The following is a 24032-nucleotide window of genomic DNA, read 5'->3' on the forward strand; positions in this document are numbered from 1 at the left end:
CCAAACGAGGCGCACAAAGCTATCCCTGGCTGACCTGCGGTGAAGTGACGGGGGTGTCCGCCACTTGGCCCGGCGTGGTCCTCGGTTGCACGAGCAGGCCGGGAACGAAGCGGGCCAGGAGGAGCAGGATGGTCGGCAGCAGCATCGTGTTCCAGCCATCCTTGATGCTTTCGGCCCATTGCTCGTTGCGATCAGGCCAGATTTCGTAGGCAAGATCGAACCATTCATTGGCGCAGAGCGTGAACAGGAGCGCGAGCCACGGCCAGGGGCTGGCGATGCTGCGGCGCATCACGGCAGCGGCCGAGAGCTGCGCCAACACGCCGACATGAATGTGCAGCGCGTCCATGTGGAGTCCGCTGAACAGGCTCAGCATATGCTTGAATTGATACCAGTCCATGCGCCGCGCCTAAGCGGCGGCGGCCGGCCGCTCAATAGTTCTTGCGGTAACGGACGTTGAGGCTGCTGTTCCCCTGGCTGCCGGCCTGGGTCAGGATGCTCAGCGCGCGAGACAGGGCGATCTCGATCTGGGTGGCGGTGAAGCCGCGCGCGTCGGTGATCACTTCGAGATAGATGTCGTTGCCGAGGTAGAATCCGGCCGCGATCGCGGTGCCGCGGCCCTGCGCCTCGTCGCCGCCGAGGATGCGCAGCCGGCTGAGCCCGGAGGCGCCGCGCAGCTTGCCGAGCGGGTTAAGGCCGCCGCTGCCGCCCCGCAGCGAATTGAGCGACGCGCCGAGCTGGACGACCTGCAGCGCCGACAGCTCGGTGACCGAGCCGCCGAACAGGACGCGCGCGAGAATCTCGTCCTGAGGCAGCGCCGGATTCGAGCTGAAGGTAATCTGCGGCGTGAACGCTGCCCCGGTGATGTTGATGGTGACGTCGACATCCTTGACGTTGGCCGTCGCGGCGATGGTCAGGCGCGGGTTGATCGGGCGCGAGCCGGTGAACTGGACCCGGCCGGTGGTCAGCTCAAAGCGCTGGCCGCTGAAGCTGATCGTGCCGCGCAGCACTTCGGCCTCGCCGATCATTTCCGGAGTTGCGGAGGTGCCGCGAACGCGAAGATCCGCCTTCCACTCGGACTCAAGGCCCATTCCGCCGACGAAAATCTGGTTGTCGGCGCGGAGTCTCAGGTCGAGTTTCCAGATGCTGGGAATGCCGCCCTCCTCGGCGAGGCGAGCATTGGGATCGGGCAGGGGCTCGCCCTTGCGCCGGACGCCGCGCAACTCGAGCACCTCCGCCGCGCCCTGGCGCACCACCTGATAACGGACGTTCGGAAGAGTGAGGTCACCGCTGATCAGCCCGCCCCCGGCACGGCTGTTGGTGATCGCGACATCGCCGGAGACGGTTGCTCCAAGATTGTCCCCGCGGGCAAGGCGGGCGCGGTCGAAAGTCAGGCGCGCGTCGATAGGGAAGCCGGCGTTGGCTGCGAGGCCGACGGTGCCGCCGCCCGTGACCGTGCCTTCGCCGGCGCGTCCGGTGAGGCGGGTGATCTCCAGCCGCGAGCTGGTGAACTGGCCGGCGAGCTGAATGTTGGTGACGCGCGTGCCGAAAGTCTCGTCGGTAAAGGTCAGGTTGTTCGCTCGAACGACGCCGTTGAATTGCGGCGCCTGGACGCGGCCGCTGAAGTCGGCGGCGATGCCGATCGGGCCGGAGACCTGACGGTCGGCGATGCCGGTCAGCGACCAGAGCACGTCTGCGGGGCCGTTATAACGGACACCGCCAGCGAGCGGCGAGGCGAGCAGCCGCGTGGTCCAGCTGCCTGCGCCGGGGCCGAGCGGCTGGAGACGCACTTGCGCGCGGCCGATCAGAGCGCCCTGGCGGCGGATGACCGCGTTGGCGAGACCGCCTTCGGGGCGAAGCTGCCCGGCAAAGGCGATGTTGACCGGCTCGGACAGTGTGATGAGGCCCGAGCGGGTGAAGTTCTCGACCGTGATCCGGGCGTCGGCGCGCGGGAAGGTGGCGCCGTTGGGCTGGGCGAAGTCGAGGCTGCCGCTGGCGCGGCCCCTGACGCCCAGCCCAGGCGAGAAGGCGTTGAACAGCGACAGATCGAGGTTGGCGAAGCGCGACTGGATCTCCAGCCCGCGGCCGTAGCGGCCGGCGAGGCGGACATTGCCTTGCGGAAGCACCAGCGTGGCCGGGGCGAGAACCCAGTCGGGGCCGACCTTGCGGATGTCGGCCGGGCGGGCGAGCCGGAAGGGGATGCGATTGACGTTGCCCTGCAGGCTTGCGCGAATGATGCTCGGCGTGATCGCGGCGTTGCCGGCGACCTGGAAGGGGACGCCGCTATTGCCGCGCGCCAGGAACTGCGCCTGGCCGCGGCCGCCCTGATAATTGATCCGGACGCGGCCCGCCTCCACCACCGTCGCACCGCTGCGCAGGCCCGCCACCTGAACGTCGCCGACCACCGAGGGCGCATTCGGATAAAGCGTGACGGTGGCGTTGATGATGCCGCGCTGGATCGTGATAGGCGTCGGACCCGGGATGCTGGCGCCGTTCGCGGTCGCGGCGATCACCGCCTGTTGATAGCGGCCGGCGGCGGCTAGCCGGACGGTGCCGGTGAGGCCTTGGCCATTCACGGCCAGGGTTCCGATGAACGGGCCGGCCGCGCTCTGCACAACCCGACCCGAGAATGTGAAGCCGGCGATCGTCAGGCGCCGAATGTCGAGCGTCAGCGGGCCGGCGCCGGTGCGAACCGTCAGGTCGGCTGTGAACGGGCCATATTGCGACTGGCCGGTCGCACGGATCGCATAGCCGCCGGGCACGCTGCGAATGTCCGCTTCGATGCCTGCCAGGCCGATCCCGAAGCCGGGCCGGGCTGCGCGAATGCGGATGTTGGGAGCGGCGGCGGTGCCGGTGATCTCGACGGCGAGCGGACCGTAGGCGGTCGAAACGCCCGCCGCGCGCATATTGAGTCGCCCGTCCGGCGCGTAGGTGCCGCCGCCCGAGCTGATCTTGAGCTGGGGCGCCGCGACGCGAAGATTGGAAATGGTGATGAGGCCCGCCGGGTTCATATCGACGCCCGCCGTGATCAGCGCGTTGCCGCCCAGGAAGTCGCGCGCGGAGGCATTGTCGATCCGGCGCGTGCGGACGGCGACTTTGCCCTTGAGGCCGAAGCCGTTGCCGATGGTGACCACATCGACGTTCGAGTCGATGTCGAGCAGCCCGATACCCTGCACCAGATAATTGTTGATGCGGCCGTTCAGGCCGGCGCGATATTCGCCCTTGGCGACGTCGGCGACGATGATCGCGGTCGCGTTCACCCGGTCGGAGCGGATGCGCATGTCGTCGGACAGGATGCGGCTGCCCGAGATGTTGAGCGTGCCGTCCAGCGCCACGTTGGTGAGCAGGCCGCCGACCGCCTCGGGCAGGCCGGTAATGCGGCGCGCACGGGCGGAGATCGGGATCGTCATTCGATCCGTATCGACGCGGGCACGGCCCTGAGCGCGGAAGCCCTCCAGCACCGTCTTGTCGAAGCCGAGCGCGGCGGCCTGGATGTCGTACAGCACGGTCGGCGTGGCCAGCGCGCCGTTTAGCACCGCGGCAACCCGAACGTCGCGGCCGTTCAGGTTGGGCGCGATCGCCGCCGGACGGAGCAGGCGCGCGGCGACCCGCATGTTCTGAAGCCGGCTCTGGCCAAGATCGAACAAGCCTTCCGCGGCCACCGCAAGTGCAGCTGACTGGGCGCGCAGCCGCAGGTCAGCCCGGCGTTCCGCCAGCGTGGTGATCAGGTTGACCTGCACCAGCGGCGCGGTCAGCTCGGCAAGCGGGCCCTTGGGGAGGATCAGCCCCGGCCGGACTCGCCCATTCACTTCGAAGGTGCCGTTGCGGCCGGTTACGGCGAGATCGGCCAGCCCTTGTCCGCCGAGCATCGCCTGCGTGCGGCCGCGCCAGTTCGACCAGGTGCCCTGGCCGGACACCTGCGCCGCGATCGGCTGCTTGAGCCCGGTCAGGTTGGAGACGAAGCCGCCCGCAGGTCCTTGCAGCCGCGCCTCGATATCGAAGCGGTCCGCTTCCGGTACGGCGTCGAGCTTCAGCGCAAGCCGGTCGCCGCCCGGAAAGCCCGGCGCAGCGATCGCGCCTGCCTTGAGCGCCACCTGGGCGCGACCGTCCGCTATCTTGGCGTTGCCGTCGAGTGAGACGAGATGGCGCTGGCCGGTGACGGGCGGCTCGACGAGCAGCCGGCCCACGCGGAGCCGGCCGACATCGATGTCGAGATCGGGCAGCAACGGCGCGTTGGGGTCGCCGGGCCGAAGCTCGGGCAGACGCCCGAGCCGCGCCTGCGGAATGGTGAGCGAGCGGATGTCCACCCGATCGCGGAAGTAGGAGAAGGGCCGCCAGTCGAGCTCGGCCCGCGGGGCGACGAAGAAGGTTCCTTTCGGATCCTTGAGGGTCAGATCGTGGATGATCAGCTGGCCATAGATCGACCCCTCGATGCGGCCGATGTCGATATCGAGCCCGGATGCGAATTCGAGCTGATCGATCTGGCGGACGACGAAGCGTCGGCCGAACTCGGTGTTGATGCCGTAATAGAGCCCGGCGACAAGCAGCAGGAGGAGGGCTGCCAGGCCCGCAACCCCGATCGCGATATTGCGGCCGAGGTGGCTGGGCCGTCCCGGCTCAGCCGGTTCCGGAGCCGGTTTGTCCAGGCTGACCGCTTCGGCCATCAGAAGGCCTGCCCGATCGAGACGTAGATCGCGACGATCGATTCGCCTCTACGGCGGCCGAGCGGCGTTGCGACGTCGACGCGCAGCGGCCCAAAGTTCGTGTAGAGCCGGCCGCCAACTCCGATCCCGTAGCGCAGGTCGGACAAGCCGGGTGTCTCGCTGTCGGTGACTTGGCCGCCGTCGATGAAGGCGACCACGCCATAATCGCCGAACCGGTAGCGGCCCTCCAGTGAAAACTCGGTGAGGCTGCGGCCACCGATCGGGACCAGGATGGTCGGGTTCGCTTTCTCGTCAGGGTCTTCGGGATCGAATTTGGGATTGGCTACCTCAAGCTTCGGCCCAAGCTCCTGGAAACCGAAGCCGCGCACCGATCCGCCGCCGCCAGCAAAGAAGCGCCGCGACGGGGCAAGCTCGTCCCGGCCGATGCCGAAGATCGAGCCGAACCGGGCGCGGGCGGCGACGACCAGGTTTTCCCCCGCGGGTACGTAAACGCTGCCGTCGATCTGATTGCGGATATATGGGGTCGTTCCATCCTCAAGCGACACTTCCGGGTTGGTCCGCCCGAGCAGGCGAAAGCCGCGCGTCGGGTTGAGCAAATTATCGCTGCGATCATGGCCGAGCTGTCCGATCAGCCCCCCGATGAAGTAGGTCGCCTGGGGATCCGGCGCTTCGCGGCGGCGGAACTGGGTCTCGTTGGTGGCGATGAGTTCGGCCCCGTAGGCATAGGTCCAGCGCTTCTGCCAGATCGGCGTCGATTCGCGCGAGATCAGCCCGCTGAGCCGCGCCGTATATCCCTCGAACGCCGCGTAATCGCGCCGCCCAGCCTCGGCCGCTATCAACAGGGTGCGGTCGCGCTGGCCGGCGTTGGAGCGGCGGAAGGAAACATTGACAGATTGCTCGCTCGTGCCGGCAACGGCTGCCGCCCGAAGCGCGCCTTCAGGCGGGAACAGGTTGCGATGCTCCCAGCCGCCTTCGAGGCGAAATCCCTCCCCGGTCGCATAGCCGGCGCTTGCGGTCAGGGAGCGCGCCGGACCGGCATCCTGACGCACGAGGATATTCACATATTCGGTGCCGTCGGGAGCCACTTCCCGAGTGCGAACCGCTTCGGCCGAAACGCTGGTGAACAGATTTGTCGCGACCATCGCTTCGCGCAGGTCGTCGACCTTGCGGCTGTCGAACAGATCGCCGCGCTTGAAGCGGGCGAGCACCCCGACATGCTCCGCGTCGAAGGCGAGGTCGCCCTCCGTGGTGTACCCGCCGAACCGCGCGCGGGGGCCTGGCTCGACCGGGAGCGTGTAATCGCCAAGGTCCGTGTCCGGATCGAGCAGGATGTCGCGAAGGCCAATTTCAGGGAACGGATAGCCCTGCTGGGTAAGGCGCACCGCGATGTTCGCTTCGCCCGCCTCCACGGCAGCGGCGACGATGGGATCGCCGGTCTTAAGCGGTAGCGCTTCCCGCGGCAGGCCGGGCGGAGTGGTCTCGGGGCCGTTGATCGCGATCGTACCGAATTTGTAGCGATCGCCGGGAGCGGCGGTGACGGTCACTTGCACTTGTCCGCCAGGCTCGGCCGGCTGAGCGATCGTGATCGTGCCTGTCGCGTCGTAATAGCCTTCGGAGCGGAGCAGGCGGACCAGCAATTGCTCGTCCTCTCGCACGCGCGCGGCGATCTGGGCCCCGTTCACCGCCTCTCCGTCGCCATCCTCCAACGCGGAGAGTTCCCGAAACCGGCCGGTCAGGTCTGTCTCATCGAGACCTTCTATTGTCAGCGCGTAGCGCACCGGCGGCGGCTCCTGCTCACCGCCAGCCGGGACTTCCGGCGTAGTCACGTCGAAGGTGGCGAGCGGTGGCAATGGCTCGGCCAGAGCGGGATCATCCGGCACCGGCGCATCCGGGATCGTCTCGCCAGGCTGGGCGGGCGGGCCCTGGAACTGGTCCAGCGGCTCAAGCGGATTGCCGAGTTCCGGATCGAGCGAGGGGAGTTCGGCCTGGAACTGGTCGTCCGTGATGATCGGGTCACGGGAGTTTTCGGAGCCGGGCGGGATCGCCGGCTCCGGCTGCGACGGCTGGGCGCTTGCGGCGGAACCGAACGCAAGCGCCCCCGTTGCCACCGCCGCCAGCCACCTGCCTGATCCGATCAAATTCGTTGCCCGCTTGTTACCAGTCTCAGCATTGATCCGAAAACATCGACTTTAAAAGGCGTTCGCCATCCAAAGAGCGCTCCGGCATCACCGTGATGCGTTCGCGCAACACTCCCGAGCCTCAGTCCCGCCGCAAAGATCGGCGATTGAGCAATGAGGTTGCCGTGACGCACGTGCCGGGGCCTCGGCAGTTCCGGGGCGCTTCGGTGGGTTTGATCGGACCAGTGTCGCGATTGGTCGAAACGGGCGACGAACGGCCTTATTTTAAAGGCATAAGGAGCGGCTGGGTGGCAGTCCGGCTTGTAAGAAGGTCTTTCGATGAGTTTTCTAAAGAAACTAGGTCTGGTTTCGGCGGGCAGCGGCTTGCCGCGCGGGAAGAAAGGTTGCCGAGCCTACGCGGTCGGCGACATTCACGGCCGGCTCGACCTCCTCGACATCCTGCTGGCGAAGATCGAGGACGACATGGCGGCTCAGCCTGCAGGCCGCACCTTCATCATCTTCCTGGGCGACCTGATCGACCGCGGCCCGGACTCCGCTGGCGTGATCGAACGGCTGCGCACCTATCGAAATCCGTCAGCCGAGCTGGTTTTCCTGAGCGGCAACCATGAGGAGGTGCTGCTCGATATCCTTTCCGGCAAGCTCGGGGTATTGCCTGCCTGGCTGAAGTTCGGCGGGGCGGAGTGCGCGCAGAGCTATGGCATCGATCCCGAACAGCTGAGGCAGACGGACGAGCGCCGGGCGATTGAACTGGTACGCAACAAGGTGCCCCGCGCGCATCGCGAGTTCCTCAGGAGCTTCGCGGACACCTTTCGATTTGGCGAGTATCTGTTCGTCCATGCCGGGATTCGCCCCGGCGTCGGGCTCGACGATCAGGAGCGAAAGGACCTGCGCTGGATACGCGAGCCTTTTCTGGGGGACGCGAAAGAGCATGGCTTCGTCGTCGTGCATGGCCACACCATCGTAAGGGACGTAGAGGAGCGGCCGAACCGCATCGGTATCGACACGGGCGCATATCAAAGCGGGATACTTACCGCGATCGCAATCGAGGAAGAGAGGCGGTGGTTCATGCGCGCCGAAGCGGGCGAGGCAGGTGCGTCCGCTGCATCTTTCGCGGCCTGACCAGCTTCGGGACGTCTCGCTTTATCGTTCAGTTCAGGGTAAGGGCGTCCGAACAATGGGCAGTGTGTTTGATTTCAATAGGGAATTCATGGTGACCAGCCCAAAACTGACTGCCACCTTCACTGGTGTTGCCCGGAGCTTTCTGCGCGCGCTGGCCCGTCCGGGCGGCGGCCTGATTGGCCTTGTGTTGGTCGCCGGGTGCGTGGGGGGGCGCGGCGGCCCCGTGCAGTACAATGTCGAGAACTTCGGTGCGCCGGACACGCCTGCAGTCGCTACGCTCGAAGAGGATTACAAGATCGCGCCGCTCGATACGGTGAAGGTCAGTGTCTTCCAGGTGCCCGACCTTTCCGGTGAGTTTGAGGTAGACTTGACCGGCAACATCGCGGTGCCGTTGCTGGGTAACGTCAAAGCGGTCGACATGACGACGGCGGAGTTGGATCAGCGCCTAACTCAACAGCTTGGGGCCAAGTATCTGCAAAAGCCCGACGTCAGCGTCGGCATCAAGTCATCCACCCGGCGCAACGTCACTGTCGACGGTTCGGTTCGCAATCCGGGCGTGTTCCCGGTGACGGGACCCACGACCTTGATGCAGGTGATCGCGCTCGCCAAGGGAACCGACGAGAACGCCAACCCGCGACGCGTCGCCGTTTTCCGCCAGATCGGCGGCAAGCGCATGGCCGCCGCCTTCGATCTTACCAGCATCCGGCGCGGCGAGATGGAGGACCCCCGTATCTACACCGGAGACATCGTGGTGGTTGACGGATCCAACGTGAAGGCGATTCAGCGCGAGGTCCTGTCCACCCTTCCCCTCATCGGCCTGTTCCGGCCCTTTGGCTGATACGGCGAACCCGAGAGTTTATGAGCAAGAACGACATCCAGCCCGCCGGCGCCCAGCCGATTTGGCCACTCGCGCCCAACGGCGGGGGCCCCCTGGCGTTTCCGGGAAATTGGGCGCAGCCTGCGCCAGAGCAGGAATCCGGCGGTGGTCTGGACCTCAACCTGCAGACGATCTTGCGTATCGTCAACGAGTGGCGCTGGCTGATCCTCGGCTCGGTGGCCGTCGGGTTGGCCGGCGCGATTATCATCACCCTTCTGACCACCCCGCTTTACAAGGCGAGGGCAGTCCTGGAGATCAATCCGCCGTCGGTGGAGATCCTGGACAATCAGAAAGGTCAGGCCGTCGTCCCGAACGACCGCGAGTTCCTGGCCACGCAATATGGTCTGCTCAAGAGCCGCACGCTGGCTCAACGCGTCGCGCAGGAACTCAATCTGCCCGGCAATGAGGATGTCATCCCGGGCGAAGCCGATCGGGCGACCAAGCTCAAGATCGCGACCGGCATGATGATGAGCGGCTTTGCGGTTGATCCCGTCCCTCTCAGCCGGCTCGTCAACATCACCTTCACGTCGCCAAGCCCAGAGTTGGCAGCTCAGGTGACGAACAGCTTCGCCGATAATTTCATCAATTCGAATCTGGAGCGTCGCTACGAGGCGTCCTCCTACGCGCGTTCGTTCCTCGAACGCCAAATCGCGAACGTTCGCCGAGATCTCGAGCGGTCGGAGCGACAACTGGTTACGTACGCGCAGCAGCAGGGCATTATCAACCTCGGCACCACTGAGGTGGGCGCCTCCGGTGATGCCGGTTCCCTTCAGGGCGCCTCGCTTGCTGCCTTGAACACCGCACTGGCTGACGCGCAAACGAAGCGGATCGCCGCCGAGCAGACTTACCGCCAGTCCCGTGCGGTCGGCCCCACGACTGCCGTGACCGAAAGCACGTCGCCGCTGCGCGCGCAGCGGGCGGCGCTAGAGGCCGAGTACCAGGACAAGCTGAGCCGCTTCCGGCCGGAATATCCGGACATGCTGGCGCTGCGCTCGCGAATTGACGAGCTTGGCCGTCAGATCAGTCGCGAGACGAGCCAGGTGACCGGCAGCCGCAACAACGAACTGCTCGCAAACTACCAGGCGGCCGCAGCCGCGGAGCGATCCATCCAGGCGAAGGTCAATCAACTCAAGGGGGCGGTGCTGAACCTGCGCGGCCGCAGCATCCAATACAGCATCCTCCAGCGCGAGGTGGACACCAACCGCTCACTTTATGACGCGCTGCTTCAACGCTACAAGGAAGTCGGCGTCGCCGGTGGGGTCGGCAAGAATCTGGTTTCGGTCGTAGACCGTGCCGAAGTGCCGGGCGCGCCTTTCAAGCCGAACCTGATGTTGAATTTAGCGATCGGCCTGGCTCTTGGTCTGTTGGCCGGCCTCGGCGCGGCGCTGGCGCTTGAGTTCATCAACGACACGGTCAAGACGCCAGACGATGTCCGCGACAAGCTGAAGCTCGCGGCGCTTGGGGCGATCCCGAAGAAGCAGGGCCAGGAATCCGTGGCGGAGGAACTGAAGGATCAGTCCTCGCCGGTTTCGGAAGCCTATTTCTCGCTGCGCACGTCGCTTCAGTTCACGACGGACAGTGGCGCGCCCAAGACGCTGCTGATCACCAGCACGCGCGCGGCCGAGGGCAAATCGAGCACCACGCTGGCGCTTGCACAAAACTTTGCCAGGCTCGGCAACAATGTGCTGCTTATCGACGCCGACCTGCGCAAGCCCGCCTTTGTCGCCGCCGTGGACCGTCTCGATGGCCTTTCCAAGCTGCTCACGAACCACGAGCCGCTGCGCGATCACGTGCTGAAGACGGAGAGCGACAATCTGTGGCTTCTCCCCTGCGGTCCACTTCCGCCCAATCCAGCGGAATTGCTGGCCTCACCGCGGCTTAAGGCGCTCATCGCCGAGGCCGCGAACGAGTTCGACATGGTCATCGTCGATGGCCCGCCGGTTCTCGGGCTCGCCGACGCTCCGCTGCTCGGCGCCGTGTGCCGCGGTACGCTGATGGTGATCGAGAGTGGCAAGACCCGGACCAAGGCTGCGGTCGAAGCGGTGAACCGTCTCCGAGCCTCGGGCAGCCACATCGTCGGCGCGGTGCTGACCAAGTTCCGTCACCAGTCCCATGGCTATGGCTATGGCTATGGCTACGAGCCGTACAAATATGGCGGGATCGGCAGCCGCGAGCGTGAAATCCGGCTCATTTCGCATCGTGAAGACGCGTAGGCGCCGCGCCGGCGGGGAGGCCTTCGACTGGCGCAGACTTCCAAAGATCGTCCTGATATCGCTTGGGGCGATCTTTCTGGGTTGGCTGAGCGTCCGGGCGGCGGTGTCCGAAGCGCTCGCGCGACGCAACCCCGCTGCGGCGGCGGCGATCCTGCCCAATGATCCGGGCGTGGCCTTCACCTTGGCCACCGCTGAATTTCGTGCGCGTCAGGGGCCGGTCAGCGCCGCCACTTACGATCGCGTTCTCGCCGCCTTCAGAAAGGAGCCGCTCGCCCAGGAGCCCTTCTTGTTTGCGGCGCTTGCGGAGCTTGCCGGGAAAAATCCGGCTGCTGCCGGCCCCTTGATCGCAGAAGCGCGGCGCCGCCATCCGCGCTCGCGCGTCGGCCGCCTGATCTACCTCGACCAGGTTTTGCGAGCCGGCCGAGTCGACGAAGCCGCTTCGGAGATCGCCGTGATCTCCCGCCTGGTGCCGGAGGCGTCTCGCCTGCTGGTTCCCGAGCTTGCGCGCTACGCTGCGGATCCAAAGACTGCTCCTGCCCTCATCCGGGCGCTCGAACCCGATCCCAAGATCCGCGAGCAGGTCCTGGCGCATCTTGCGGCAAAGGGTGAGATCGACGCGGTGATGCGCCTCGCTGGCACCGCTCCGAGCAGCGGCGCGCGTGGGGAGACGCCGGAATGGCAGAACTTGCTGCTGGCGACCCTTGTCGAGAAGGGGGAGATCGCTCGCGCGAGAAGCTTGTGGTCGCGCTTTGCGGGGCTCGGCGCCGAAGCCTTGAGCTACGGCGTCTATGACGGGGCATTCCGCCGCGCGCCCGGTCCGGCGCCGTTCAACTGGCGCTTCTCGGAAAGCGGTGCTGGCGTGGCGGAGCCGACCAAGCAGCCGGCGCTTCAGGTCGATTATTATGGCCGCGCCGATGCCGAACTGGCGAGCCAGTTGCTCCAACTCGCCCCCGGACGCCACGTCCTGTCGCTCACCGTGTCCGGATCCAGCCCCAAGGGCGGCGGCGTGGTTTCGTGGACCTTGGCGTGCGCGCGGAGCAAGACCGAAGTCGCGACATTCGCCTTGAGCAATCTCAGCTACAGTCCCAAGCGCCTCAACCTGCCGTTCGACGTGCCGGCGGGCTGTCCGGCGCAATGGCTGAAGCTGAAAGGCACGACCGCGGAGCTGCCAGCCGCGCACAGCATCATCATCTCGGACCTCCAGGTGCGGCGCGCTTCATGAGCCACAATCTGCGCCTCGCCGCCGCGCCCGTATATCTCCTTCTCTGCCTGCTGCTCGGTGGGGCGAGCGCCGCCGGGATCTGGGCCAACCTGCTGCTCCAACTTGTCGGGCTTGCGCTGATCGCGTGGAGCTTGTCGGCGCAGCGGCGCACCCCGATCGATACGCCCGCCCGCCAGCTGATTGCGCTCGTCGTGCTCATGCTGCTCGTGGTGGTCGTTCAGCTCGTGCCGATGCCGCCCAGCCTGTGGACCGAGCTTGGCGGACGCGAACGGATCGCTGCCGGCTATCGACTGCTCGGGGAGCCGCTGCCGTGGCTGCCGATCTCGCTTTCCGCCGGCTCTACGTTGGCGGCCGGGCTGTGGCTCATCCCGGCGGTCGCGATGCTGCTCTTGGTCGCCAAGCTCGGTGCCTTTCGCCTCACCTGGCTCGCCTGGACCATTATCGCTGTCGCCGTGGTCTCGGCCGCCGTCGGAGCGCTGCAGGTCGCGGATGCTAGCTGGTATTTTTACCAGGTCACGAATTACGGCGCCGGCGTCGGCTTTTTCGCCAACGCCAATCATCAAGCCACCTTGCTGGTATCCACCATTCCGTTCCTTTCCGCCCTGTATCTGGCCTCGCGAGGCAAAGGCGGCTTTTCCAAGCGAACGTCGGGGCTGCTCGTCATCCTGATCGGGGTCTTGATGATCCTGCTGGTTGGCCTCGCCTTGAACGGGTCGCTTGCGGGCTTCGGCATCGCGATCCCGGTCATTGCCGCCAGCATCGTCATGTTGTGGCTGGGGAAGCGCAAGCTGCCCGGCTGGGCTGCGGGCCTGATGCTGCTTGCCACGGCCGCCGCCCTTGCCATTCCGCTCAGCACGCCGCTTGGAAACAATCTCACCACAACCGAGGCGAAAAGCTCCCAATTCTCACGCTACACGACCTTTCTCGTGACGGCGAAGGCGGCCCAGGAGCATCTGCCGTTCGGCTCGGGCCTGGGCACTTTCATCGAGATCTATCGCACCTACGAGGACCCGGCACGCGTCGAGCAGACCTACATCAACCGTGCCCACAGCGATTACCTGGAGCTGTTCCTGGAAACGGGTCTGCTATCCGTCCCCCTCTTATTGCTCTTTCTGATCTGGTGGTCCTGGCGCTTATCGCTGGCGTGGCGGAGCGACGAACCGGATCACTTCGCCCGCGCCGCGAGCATCGCGACGGCTGCAATCCTGATCCACAGCATCGTCGACTACCCCATCAGAACGGCGGCGATTTCCGCCCTGTTCGCAATGTGTTGCGCGATCATGGCCAATCCACGTCCCCGGAGCCGTCGTGGCGAGCAAAGCCCTCCGGAAAAGCAGGCGCGACACCTATCGGCGTGATCGGGTGCCCAAGGCTGCATCGACCGCGGCGATGTAGCGGCGCACGACGATCTGCTCATCAAAGCGCTGCTCGGCCTCGTTCCGACTATTCTCTCCCATGCGCGCGAGCGCATCCGGCTCCAGAGCAACAATTCGTTCGATTGCGGATATGAGGTCGTTCACGTCGCGCGGCCTGCATAGAAAGCCGTTGGCGCCATCATGCACGATTTCGCGGCAGCCAGGAACGTCGCAGGTAATCAACGGCTTCCCCATTGCTGCGGCTTCCAGCAACGAGCGCGGTGTACCTTCGGGATAGTAGCTCGGCAGGACAACGCAGTCCGCGTCGATCATTGCGGGTCGAACGTCGGTAAGAGCGCCGAGATATTCGATGGTACCTTGCTCCTGCCACCGCTGCAACTCGGCTGCCGGCACGGCGCCGCTTCGGCCCGGTTCCAAGATGCCAGCGATCTGGAAACGCAGTCCTGGTGATCGGGCGCGCAACCGCTCGGCCGCGGCGACATACTCGCCTACCCCCTTGGCCCAGAGCAGGCGGGAGACGAGGAGAAAGGTGAAGCTACGGCCCTGGGCCCGCCGCTCGGCGCCGGGCGCAAATCGGCCAAGATCGATGCCTGAGCCGGGCAGCAGGCTGGTCTTTCGCTCCGGCACGATCCCGGCTCCCGTAAAGATCGCTCGGTCGTCGGGATTCTGGAAGAAAACGTGGTGGGAGCGCCTGAGCGCAGTCTTGTACATTGTTCGGACGAGCCGGTTCAAGGCGCCGGGCCGCATGAAGGTGACGCCGAGGCCCGCGACATTGTTGATGACGGGTATGCCGTGCGCGTGGGCGGCGAGCGAGCCGTAGATGTTCGGCTTGATTGTGTAGCCGAGAAAAACGTCGGGGCGGAGGCGGCCGAGCAAGGCCCGGTAGCGCAAGTAAAGCGCCAGATCGCGCGCCGGTGAGGTGCCCTGCTTGTCCATTTCGATGGGGTGGAAATCGACGCCGAGTTCCCGGACGGCGGCGGTGAACGAATCCGGCGGCGCGATCGCGGACACCCGAAATCCTGCTTCCTGCAGGCCCGCGACCAAGCCCCTGCGGAAGTTGACGATGTTCCAGGAGGCGTTGATCGAGATGAGGATGTTAGGCTGAGGTACGGGCATTGGGGCCATGGCGGGAGAAAGCGTGCGCAGGCCATAGCGCGCCAAGTCGCTTTGTCCTGCCCTTTCTACCTGCCAGAGACATTGCGCCTGGTAGTTGCGGGCCATAGACCCAGCCCTGCTCCCTACGTCAGCTCGTGGCGAGCGCGGGCTTAGGTGCGGCGTAAGGGACGGCACATGAAAGGCATTATCTTGGCCGGCGGTAACGGGAGTCGGCTGTACCCGGCCACACTCGCCATCTCGAAGCAATTGCTCCCGGTCTATGACAAGCCGATGATCTACTACCCTCTTGGCGTACTGATGCAGGCCGGCATCAGGGAGATCCTGGTCATTTCCACGCCCTCAGACCTGCCACGCTTCAAGCTTCTGCTCGGCGATGGCTCGTTCTTCGGCATCACGCTGAGCTACGCCGAGCAGCCGCGCCCCGGGGGTCTGGCCGAGGCCTTCCTGATCGGGCGCGACCATGTGGGGAAGAGTTCGGTCGTGCTGATTCTAGGCGACAATATCTTCTACGGTGCCGGGCTGCCCGAATTGTGCAGGCAAGCGGCAGAACGAAACGTCGGCGCCACGGTCTTCGCCTATCCCATCGAAGATCCGAGCCGTTACGGCGTCATCTCATTCGACTGCGACACAGGCCGAGCACTTGCGATTGAGGAAAAGCCACGCCGGCCTAAGTCAAACTGGGCGGTGACCGGCCTCTATTTCTACGATAACGACGTGCTCGACATAGCAGCGTCGGTTCGTCCCTCGTCACGAGGGGAGCTGGAAATCACCGACGTCAACAGCGCATATCTTGACCGCGGCGACCTTCACGTCTGCCGCCTTGGCTCAGGCTATACCTGGCTCGACACCGGCACTCACGACAGCCTTCACGATGCGTCGTCCTTTGTACGAACGATCGAGCACCGGCAGGGGCTCAAGATCATGTGCCTCGAAGAGATCGGACTTGAGCAGGGCTGGCTGGTGCCGGGCGACCTCCTCCGCCGGGCCGACAGCCTCGGCGACACGCAATATTCTGATTACCTGCGCCGCCGAACCCGAGAGATTGGGCGATGATCGAGGTGCGCGGGCTTACTTTGCCGAGCGTCCTGGAAATCAGGCCGGAACGCCATTGGGATGAGCGCGGCTTCTTCTCCGAAACGTGGAGCGGCTCTTTGTTCGCCGCGGCAGGAGTTCATGTCGATTGGGTGCAGGACAACCACTCTTATTCATCCCGCTCTGGGGTGCTGCGCGGGTTGCACTACCAACTGCCGCCGGCCGCACAGGCAAGACTGGTCAGGGCCAGCCGCGGCTCCGTATTCGATGTGGCCGTCGACCTGCGGCTCGGTTCGCCGACCTTTGGACGGTGGACCGGTCTGATACTGTCCGCCCAGAATTGGAATCAGGTATTCATCCCCGCCGGATTCGCGCACGGCTTCGTTACGCTGGAGGATGGCAGCGAGGTGCAGTACAAGGTGTCGGCGCCCTATCGGCCAGATCTGGAGCGCTCCATCCGCTTCGATGATCCGGCGATCGGGATCGATTGGCCGATCGGTCGGGACGAACTCGTCCTTTCCAGTAAGGACAGCGACGCTCCGCTGTTTGGAGATGCCGAACTGCCGGCGTCTTGGCAATGAGCGAAACCAAGCTGACGGTTATGGTCACTGGGGGTGCGGGCTTCATCGGAAGCGCGGTTTGCAGGCACCTCATCCGAAACGGCTACCGCGTCGTAAACGTCGATAAGCTGACATATGCCGGCAACCTTGATTCAGTCCGGGACTGCAACGTCAACCCGAACTACCGCTTTTACAAAGGCGACATCTGCGATCGAAACGGAATGCTCGACATCCTGCGAACGGAGCGGGTCGGGCGCGTCATGCATCTTGCCGCCGAAACACACGTTGATCGTTCTATCGACGGCCCAGCTGTGTTTCTGCAAACCAATGTGGTCGGCACCTTCAGCCTTCTCGACGCAGCCCTCGCTTATTGGCGTGAGTTGGGTGGGGCGAACCAGGCAAGCTTCCGATTCCACCATGTGTCGACGGACGAAGTGTACGGCGACCTCCCATTCGAATCCGGCGCCTTCACGGAAGCGTCGCCTTACGCGCCCTCCTCACCATATTCCGCGTCCAAAGCGGCGTCGGATCACCTCGCCCGCGCATGGCACCAGACCTATGGTCTCCCCGTGGTTATATCCAATTCCTCCAACAGTTACGGACCTTACCAATTTCCTGACAAGCTGATTCCGTTGATTATCCTGAACGCCCTCGAAGAGCAGGCGCTGCCGGTTTACGGCAATGGCGCGAACGTTCGTGACTGGCTCTGCGTCGAAGATCATGCACAAGCGCTGGAGCTGGTACTGATGCGCGGCCAGATTGGGGAGAGTTACAATATCGGGGGACGAGCCGAGCGCAGCAATCTCGCAGTGGTGCGGACAATTTGTGATATCCTTGACGAGAAGCGGCCGCGGCAAGGCCTTGGTAGCCGGCGCGACCTGATCAGCTTTGTTGCAGACCGGCCTGGACACGACCGGCGCTACGCGATCGATCCGTGTAAAATCGAACGGGAGCTGGGGTGGAGTGCCAGCGGTACGTTCGAAAGCGGGATTAGGGAGACGATCGCCTGGTATCTCGCAAACGAGTGGTGGTGGGGTCCGTTGCGATGCGAGCGCCATGCGGGGGTCCGTCTGGGCATCAGCGAGTGAAGCTTGTCATCGTCGGTCGGAGCGGTCAGCTCGCTCGAAGTTTGGCCGAACGGGGTGCTTCCCAGCGGGGCCTTCAGGTGGTCGCACTTGGCCGGCCGGAGCTGGACTTGGAGCGACCGGGCAGCGCTGCTGCCGCAATCCGTCAAGCGGGTGCGGACGTAGTGATCAACGCTTCAGCCTATACCGCGGTAGACAAGGCCGAGCAGGAGCCGGAACGCGCCTTCCAGGTGAACGCAGAGGGAGCCGGTGAGGTGGCTGAGGCGGCTCGCCGCGTGGCCGCGCGCATACTCCACGTCTCAACTGATTACGTGTTCAACGGGAGAGCTGGGCGGGCATACCACGCGGAGGACTCGGCGGATCCGCTTAACGTTTATGGCCGATCGAAGCTGCAGGGTGAGGAACGGGTGCGGGCGGCCGCACCTGATCACCTGATCGTTCGTACGTCGTGGGTTTACGGTCCATTTGGCGGCGGATTCGTGAGCACAATGCTTCAACTCGCTGCGAAGCAAGCTTCGGTGCGCGTCGTTGACGACCAGTATGGAACCCCCACATCCGTGATCGACCTCGCCGACGGCTTACTGGCCGTTGCAACGAGCTGGGACCGCGGATCGGACGCCGGGTTAGGGCGAACGATGCACTTGGCGGGTGCCGACGTGGCTAGCTGGGCGGAGCTGGCGCGCGGCATCTTTGCCGAGGCGGCACGTCTTGGCCTGCCTACAGCCCGCGTTGCGCCGATTCCAAACGCGGATTATCCGGTGTTGGCGAAGCGCCCCCTTCACTCCGCATTGGACAGCACCGACTTCAAAGCAGCGTTCGAGTTCGAAGCTCCCGGCTGGCAACGTGCCCTGCCGCCCGTTCTCGCCGGTATCGCTGCCCGTCGCCATCTGGACCGAGAAGGCACAAGCCGCTAAGAACACAACAAATGCGCCCTCGCGCGCAGCACCGCCCAGATTCCGGAACGGAGCGATCGTGCTTCCCTATTGGCTTTTATTCTCCCTTTGCGCGGCCGGCGCGCTCGAATCCCGCCGTCGCGTTAACCGCGCTTACCAGGGCGGGCCCTTGCTGATGTTAGCGGCCCTGTTCGTCGCTCTGATGATCGGTTTGCGCTTCGAGGTTGGCGGAGATTGGCTGAACTATATCGAAATCTACGACGAAATCCGACATAACAAGCTCGCTGACGTCTTATTCTATCAGGATCCCGGTTACACCCTTCTTAATTGGGTTGCGCAGCAGATCGGGGCTGGCATTTGGTTCGTGAACCTGTCCTGCGCAGTACTGTTCACCTGGGGCTTAGTTAAGTTTGCGCGGCAACAGCCCAATCCCTGGCTCGTTCTTGTTGTCGCAGTGCCTTATTTCGTCATTGTGGTGGGGATGGGTTATACGAGGCAGGCGGTTGCAATTGCCATTCTGCTCGCGGGATTGGCGACTATCCACAAGCATTCGATCTTTCGATTTGGGCTCTACGTCGTCCTAGCGGCCCTCTTTCATAAGAGCGCAATCGTGATTCTTCCTCTGGTCGGGCTTTCCGTCGTTCAGAAACGCGGCCCGGCCGCTCTTCTGATCTTGCTCCTCGGCATAGTGCTCTATTACGCGCTTTTGCAAAGCTCTGTTGATCGCCTGATCTCGAATTACGAGGTGGCTGCCTATGAGTCTGAAGGCGCCGGTGTCCGGATCGCCATGAATGTAGTTCCCGCCTTCGTATTTCTGCTTTTCAGCAAGCGGTTCGGGCTGAGTCCCGCTGAGGAGAAACTCTGGCGGATGTTCTCCTATGCAGCCCTTGGTTCCCTAGCGCTGCTGTTTGTGCTGGAATCGTCAACCGCGGTCGATCGGGTCGCGCTCTACCTGATCCCGCTTCAGCTTTTTGTGCTGTCGCGCCTTGCCTACGCCTTTCCGGTCAAGGGGGGAGCCAACGGCCAGCTTGCGTTGCTCGTAATCGCCTATTCGGCCGCGGTGCAGTTCGTCTGGCTTAACTATGCGAAGCATGCGCAGTTCTGGATCCCGTACAAGGCGTATCTCCTTACGGAAGACGCGGTGGCTTAGATGCAGCGTTGTTGACGTGCTCAGCAGTGAATGCCCATCGGAGGGAGATGCGCGCGGACACCGAGAGGAACAAGAGTCAGGACTTCTCCGCCGGTCGAACGCGCTCCTGAGCGATTTAGGCGACACCCCGGCAGCCTTGACTAAAAGGGGTTTCCCACGCAGTGGAAACCTGCCGTCCGGCCACACCAGCGCGAAATCTCGACAGGAAATTTTCAGCACGGGCATTATTGCGATCGCAGCCCGCAGAGTATCGAAATGGCGCATGTAATCTATCTCACCCAGGACGGGATCACCGATCATATCGGCCAAGCGCAGGTCGCCCCGTATCTGCTCGGTCTGGGCCGGGAGGGGCACAAGATCCACATCGTCAGCGCCGAGAAACCTGGGCGGCCCGCGCTGATGGCCAAATATCGCGCGCTGTTCGAAGCGGCGGGTATCCGTTGGTCCCATGTACCCTATGCCAACAGACCGCCGCTCGTCTCCTCATTCATGGTGCTGTGGCGCATGTACAAGCTCGCCCGCTCGGTCATGCGAGCTGAGGGCCAGAGCTTGATCCACGTTCGCGCCTATCTGCCGCTCGAGCTGGCGGTGCGCCTGAAGCGGGAATTCGGCGCCAAGCTGCTCGTGGACTTTCGTGATTTCTGGGCTGACGTCGGGTTGGAGAAGAAGCCCTTCAAGTTCGTCTACCGACATCTCAAGCGGCGCGAGCCGCATTATCTCGGCGCCGCGGACGAGATCGTGACGTTGACCGACAAGGCGGCGGACATCCTGACGAGCTGGTACCCCGAAGCCGTGGGTGGTGATCGCTCCCGCTACCACATCATCCCGTGCTGCGCAGATTTCAGCCATTTCGATCCGGACAAGGTTGACCGGGCCGCGGTCGAGAGGCGTCGGCGCGAGCTCGACCTGGGCGCTGGCCCCGTCCTGCTCTACCTCGGCAGCATCGGATACGATTATCTCGTGCCGGAGATGTTCAAGCTTTTCGCGGCTCTGCAGCGGCTTCGTCCCGATGCCAAATTCCTGTTCCTGACGAATAATAGCGCCGCCGATGTTGAGCAGGCTCGCATAGCGGCTGGGGTGTCGGCGGATGCCATCCGCTTCGCTTCGGTCGATCGCGCGCATGTTCCCGAATATATCGGGCTGGCCAATCTGTCCGTGGTCTTCATCCGGGCGACTCAGTCAAAGGCCGGCTGCTCGCCGACCAAGCTGGCCGAGCTGTTTGCATGCGGGGTACCGGTGATTGCCAATGCCGGCGTCGGAGACATGGACGAGATCATCGAGTTCAGCCGCAACGGGTCGGTTGTGGTGCCCGACTTCGATGAGGGAACCCTCCTCTCAGCCGTTCAACAGGTGCTGGCGCTTGGACCGGATCAGCGCGGCCGCATCCGGGGCGAGAGCTTCGGATTCTCGCTGGAAGAGGGGGTGAAGCGCTACGGCCGCATCTATCGGACGCTGTCCTCCGAAACGCCGATATCCAAAGCTGCCTGAGCAAAATGGCCATGAAAGTTCTCGCTGCGATCGTCACCTACAATCGCTCCAAGTTGCTGGAGCGCTGCATCGATCATATTCTCGCCCAGACGCGCCCTCCTGAAGGGCTGGTCGTAATCAACAACAGCAGCACGGACGATACGGAGGAGATGCTTCTCCGGCGAGGGATCGACTTCATCACTCAGGCCAATCTTGGGGGCGCAGGCGGCTTCAACCGCGCAGTCGCCTACATGTTGGAGCAGGGATATGACGCGGTCTGGCTGATGGACGATGACGGCTTCCCGGCTGCGACGGCGCTCGAGCGACTTACCGAGAAGATGACGGACGACGTCGCTTGCATCTCATCGATGGTGCTGAGCGAAACCGATCCCGACGAGTTCGTCTTTCCTCAGCCCGCGCTCGATCGGGACAATCTTCCCGCGGTTTTCACATGGCCGCGCAAGATCACCCATCTGACTGCCCTTCGCGGGCGGGCGTCCGAAGGGACCTACGGCTTTGCCCACCTCTTCAACGGCACACTGATCTCGGCTGAGGCTATTCGCAAAATCGGAAATGTCGAAACCGGATATTTCATCTTCGGCGACGAGGTCGATTACCAGATGCGCCTGCGCAAGGTCGGCAAGGTCCTGTCGCACCTCGACGCGCATCATTACCATCCGGCCGTGGCGGCGCGGCCGCTTAGCGAGGCGAAGGTCTATTATTATATAAAGAATACGATGATCATCAATCGCCGCTACTTCAACCGGCCCGCTTTGCGGAACTTGCTGGCGATTGGCGCCGCGCTTGGCCGAGTCACGGCCCGCAATGGCATTAGGGAAGGCCTGTCCTTTGCGGTGGGAAGTCGCAGCAAATTGGTCCGCAAGGCAATCCTTCGTGGCCTCAAAGGCCAGGTCGGCCAAGATTTCAACGCCTGACAGCTGATGCCGATATCGATCATCAATCCGGCTTCAGGCCTGGAGCTTCGCCCGGCGGCTGGGAACCTGCTGGAGGATGAGCAGGGCCAGGTGTTCCCGATTGTGAACGGCATTCCCCGCATTTGCGAGCCGAGCAATTACACCGAGAATTTCGGCAAGCAGTGGAACGCCTTTTCCGCCACTCAGATGGACAGGCCCGAAGAGGGGCTGAAGCTCAGCGAGGATCGCTTCTTCCAGGCGACCGGCTGGAGCCCCGAAGCCATGGCCGGGCAGGATGTGCTGGAAGTCGGGTCAGGCGCCGGCCGGTTCAGCCGGGTGGTTCTGGAACAAACACAGGCGCGGCTCTGGTCGGTTGACTATTCGAGCGCAGTCGAGGCGAACCTTGCCAATAATGCCAAGATCGGCGGCGACCGGCTTCGCCTTTTCCAGGCGAGCATCTACGAGCTGCCGTTCTCGGACGGCGCGTTCGACAAGGTGTTCTGCATGGGCGTTCTCCAGCACACGCCCGATTTCGAGGCTTCCGTCCGGGCGCTGATCGCCAAGGCCAAGCCGGGCGGCGAGATCGTCGTCGACTTCTACCCGATCAAGGGCTTCTGGACGAAGCTCCACGCCAAATATTTGCTGCGGCCGATCACCAAGCGCATGCCGCACGACAGGCTGCTCGGGCTCATCGAACGCCACGCCGACCGCCTGATCCGCCTGAGCCAGCGGCTCGATGGAGTGGGATTGCATGCGCTCACCCGCTTCGTGCCGATCTGCGACATACGAGGCACACTGCCCCGCGGCCTGACGCCCGAGCAGCTGCGCGAATGGGTCGTGCTCGACACCTTCGACCAATATTCGCCGGAATATGACAATCCCCAGCGCGTCCGCGCGGTGGCCCAGATGTTCGAACGGAACGGCGCGCGCGTGACCTATGCGGACCTCATGACGATGGGCGACACCACGTCGGCCGTGGTGCGCGGCGTCAAACGCGGCTGAACGCTTCTTGTTGATGAAGCAATCTGACCAGCAGTGGCCGGCGAGCCAATCCAGGCGCGTCGCCTTTCTGCTGCCCGATATGCGCGGCGGAGGAGCGGAACGAGTGGCGCTCCAGCTCGTCCGCGACTTTCTGGCCGCTGGCCATGATGTCGATTTGGTGCTGATGGAAGCCAAAGGGGAGTTATTGGCTCTGGTGCCCGCTCCCGTACACGTCGTGGATCTCAAGGCTGCCCGAATTCGCTCCGCGATCACACCGCTCATCCGGTACTTGCGCGCGCGGAGACCGCATGCGCTTCAAGTATCGATGTGGCCATTGACGGTGATCGGCATCATCGCGCACCGGCTTGCCCGATCCAAGGCGCGCATGGTCACCAGTGATCATGCCGCGCTGTCCAAGCACTACCCTGCGGCGAACCGGGCAGTCTTCCAACTGCTGGTCTGGACGATTCGGCTGTTCTACCCACTTGCTGACGCTCGCATCCTGGTTTCGCGAGACGCGGCCGAGGACATGGCTCGATTTTCGGGAATGGACCGGTCGGCTTTTCAGGTCATCTACAATCCGATCGAAGCTCCGGGCGTGGTGCCGGTTGCTACGGCGGAGGTAGAGGCGCTCTGGCCGGCCGGTGGAGGCGCCCGAATCATCACGGTGGGAACGCTGAAGGCACAGAAGAATCACGCTCTTCTTATTCGGGCCATCGCGCTACTCAACCAGCAGCGGCCCGCGAGCTTGATGATTTTGGGCGAAGGTGATCTGCGCGAGGATCTTGAGGAGCTAGCGGCTAAACTCGGGATAAGCGAACGCGTCATGATGCCGGGTTTTCATACCGACCCTTGGCCTTTCTATGCTTCCGCACAGCTGTTCGTGCTTTCTTCAGATTATGAGGGCTTCGGCAACGTGTTGGTCGAGGCTATGTATTGCGGTCTACCGGTGGTCAGCACGGACTGCGAAGCTGGCCCACGCGAGATTCTTGATGGTGGTCGCTTTGGACGGCTCGTGCCATGCGGCGATGTTCAGGCGCTGGCTGACGCCATGCTGGAGGCTCTTGGAGAATCATCGTCCGCAAATGCCTTGAAGGGCCGAGCCGAGGAGATCTCGGGCAAGGCCACCACATCGAACCGCTACCTGGAACTGATGATCGAAACCGATCCGGCGCGTGATCGTGCTCAACCGCAACAGGCCCAGAGCATATAAGAGTTGTTCGCAGGA

Annotated in this window: 18 protein-coding genes; 14 read left to right on the plus strand and 4 right to left on the minus strand. The window is 64.0% G+C overall.

Going from position 1 to position 24032, the window contains the following annotated elements; all coding sequences use genetic code 11:
- Window positions 1-19: 19 nt before the first annotated feature.
- Genes VF631_RS00075 through VF631_RS00085 form a run of 3 tightly spaced genes read right to left on the minus strand, consistent with a single transcriptional unit; the run spans window position 20 to window position 6769 of the window.
- Complete coding sequence (locus VF631_RS00075; protein WP_431848214.1) at window positions 20-397, minus strand: hypothetical protein; 378 nt, start codon at window positions 395-397, stop codon at window positions 20-22.
- Window positions 398-428: 31 nt separating this feature from the next.
- Window positions 429-4661 (minus strand): translocation/assembly module TamB domain-containing protein, encoded by a 4233-nt coding sequence (locus VF631_RS00080; protein ID WP_431848215.1) that lies wholly within the window; start codon window positions 4659-4661, stop codon window positions 429-431.
- The gene (locus VF631_RS00085) at window positions 4661-6769 is read right to left on the minus strand and encodes an autotransporter assembly complex protein TamA (RefSeq protein WP_431848216.1); all 2109 of its coding nucleotides are present in this window, start codon (window positions 6767-6769) and stop codon (window positions 4661-4663) included. Before VF631_RS00085 ends, VF631_RS00080 begins: the two co-directional genes overlap by 1 nt.
- Before the next feature lie 348 nt (window positions 6770-7117).
- On the opposite strand from VF631_RS00085, the gene VF631_RS00090 reads away from it, so the two are divergent.
- Genes VF631_RS00090 through VF631_RS00110 form a run of 5 tightly spaced genes read left to right on the plus strand, consistent with a single transcriptional unit; the run spans window position 7118 to window position 13588 of the window.
- Window positions 7118-7918, plus strand: coding sequence for a metallophosphoesterase family protein (locus VF631_RS00090; protein WP_431848217.1), 801 nt, complete (start codon window positions 7118-7120; stop codon window positions 7916-7918).
- Window positions 7890-8756 (plus strand): polysaccharide biosynthesis/export family protein, encoded by an 867-nt coding sequence (locus VF631_RS00095; RefSeq protein ID WP_431848218.1) that lies wholly within the window; start codon window positions 7890-7892, stop codon window positions 8754-8756. Before VF631_RS00090 ends, VF631_RS00095 begins: the two co-directional genes overlap by 29 nt.
- Before the next feature lie 20 nt (window positions 8757-8776).
- The gene (locus VF631_RS00100) at window positions 8777-11008 is read left to right on the plus strand and encodes a GumC family protein (protein ID WP_431848219.1); all 2232 of its coding nucleotides are present in this window, start codon (window positions 8777-8779) and stop codon (window positions 11006-11008) included.
- Window positions 10995-12230: a hypothetical protein gene (locus VF631_RS00105; RefSeq protein ID WP_431848220.1), complete on the plus strand. Its 1236-nt coding sequence runs from the start codon at window positions 10995-10997 to the stop codon at window positions 12228-12230. The genes VF631_RS00100 and VF631_RS00105 overlap by 14 nt, the downstream gene beginning before the upstream one ends.
- Window positions 12227-13588 (plus strand): O-antigen ligase family protein, encoded by a 1362-nt coding sequence (locus VF631_RS00110; protein WP_431848221.1) that lies wholly within the window; start codon window positions 12227-12229, stop codon window positions 13586-13588. Before VF631_RS00105 ends, VF631_RS00110 begins: the two co-directional genes overlap by 4 nt.
- On the opposite strand, the gene VF631_RS00115 is transcribed toward VF631_RS00110, so the two are convergent.
- Entirely contained in the window at window positions 13577-14722 is a 1146-nt protein-coding gene (locus tag VF631_RS00115; protein ID WP_431848223.1) for a glycosyltransferase family 4 protein, read from the minus strand. The two genes, VF631_RS00110 and VF631_RS00115, sit on opposite strands and share 12 nt — an antisense overlap.
- Window positions 14723-14896: 174 nt before the next feature.
- On the opposite strand from VF631_RS00115, the gene rfbA reads away from it, so the two are divergent.
- The 9 genes from rfbA (at window position 14897) to VF631_RS00160 (ending at window position 24017) form a co-directional block, all read left to right on the plus strand.
- Window positions 14897-15775 carry a glucose-1-phosphate thymidylyltransferase RfbA gene (gene rfbA, locus VF631_RS00120; protein ID WP_431848224.1) on the plus strand — a complete coding sequence of 293 codons (879 nt, stop codon included), beginning with the start codon at window positions 14897-14899 and terminating at the stop codon, window positions 15773-15775.
- A complete protein-coding gene (gene rfbC, locus VF631_RS00125; protein WP_431848225.1) occupies window positions 15772-16335 on the plus strand; it encodes a dTDP-4-dehydrorhamnose 3,5-epimerase in 564 nt (187 codons plus the stop codon). The genes rfbA and rfbC overlap by 4 nt, the downstream gene beginning before the upstream one ends.
- On the plus strand, window positions 16332-17402 hold the full coding sequence (gene rfbB / locus VF631_RS00130) for a dTDP-glucose 4,6-dehydratase (RefSeq protein WP_431848226.1): 1071 nt from the start codon (window positions 16332-16334) through the stop codon (window positions 17400-17402). The genes rfbC and rfbB overlap by 4 nt, the downstream gene beginning before the upstream one ends.
- Window positions 17360-18313: a dTDP-4-dehydrorhamnose reductase gene (rfbD, locus tag VF631_RS00135; protein WP_431848227.1), complete on the plus strand. Its 954-nt coding sequence runs from the start codon at window positions 17360-17362 to the stop codon at window positions 18311-18313. The genes rfbB and rfbD overlap by 43 nt, the downstream gene beginning before the upstream one ends.
- 58 nt (window positions 18314-18371) lie before the next feature.
- Window positions 18372-19442 (plus strand): EpsG family protein, encoded by a 1071-nt coding sequence (locus VF631_RS00140; RefSeq protein WP_431848228.1) that lies wholly within the window; start codon window positions 18372-18374, stop codon window positions 19440-19442.
- 255 nt (window positions 19443-19697) lie between these two features.
- Entirely contained in the window at window positions 19698-20930 is a 1233-nt protein-coding gene (locus VF631_RS00145) for a glycosyltransferase (RefSeq protein WP_431848229.1), read from the plus strand.
- An 11-nt stretch (window positions 20931-20941) separates the two neighbouring features.
- On the plus strand, window positions 20942-21844 hold the full coding sequence (locus VF631_RS00150) for a glycosyltransferase (RefSeq protein WP_431848230.1): 903 nt from the start codon (window positions 20942-20944) through the stop codon (window positions 21842-21844).
- A gap of 6 nt (window positions 21845-21850) precedes the next feature.
- Window positions 21851-22825 carry a class I SAM-dependent methyltransferase gene (locus tag VF631_RS00155; RefSeq protein ID WP_431848231.1) on the plus strand — a complete coding sequence of 325 codons (975 nt, stop codon included), beginning with the start codon at window positions 21851-21853 and terminating at the stop codon, window positions 22823-22825.
- Between the two features lie 13 nt (window positions 22826-22838).
- On the plus strand, window positions 22839-24017 hold the full coding sequence (locus VF631_RS00160; RefSeq protein WP_431848232.1) for a glycosyltransferase: 1179 nt from the start codon (window positions 22839-22841) through the stop codon (window positions 24015-24017).
- Window positions 24018-24032: the final 15 nt, after the last annotated feature.

This window comes from Allosphingosinicella sp. (genome assembly GCF_036387615.1).
Lineage (GTDB): Bacteria > Pseudomonadota > Alphaproteobacteria > Sphingomonadales > Sphingomonadaceae > Allosphingosinicella.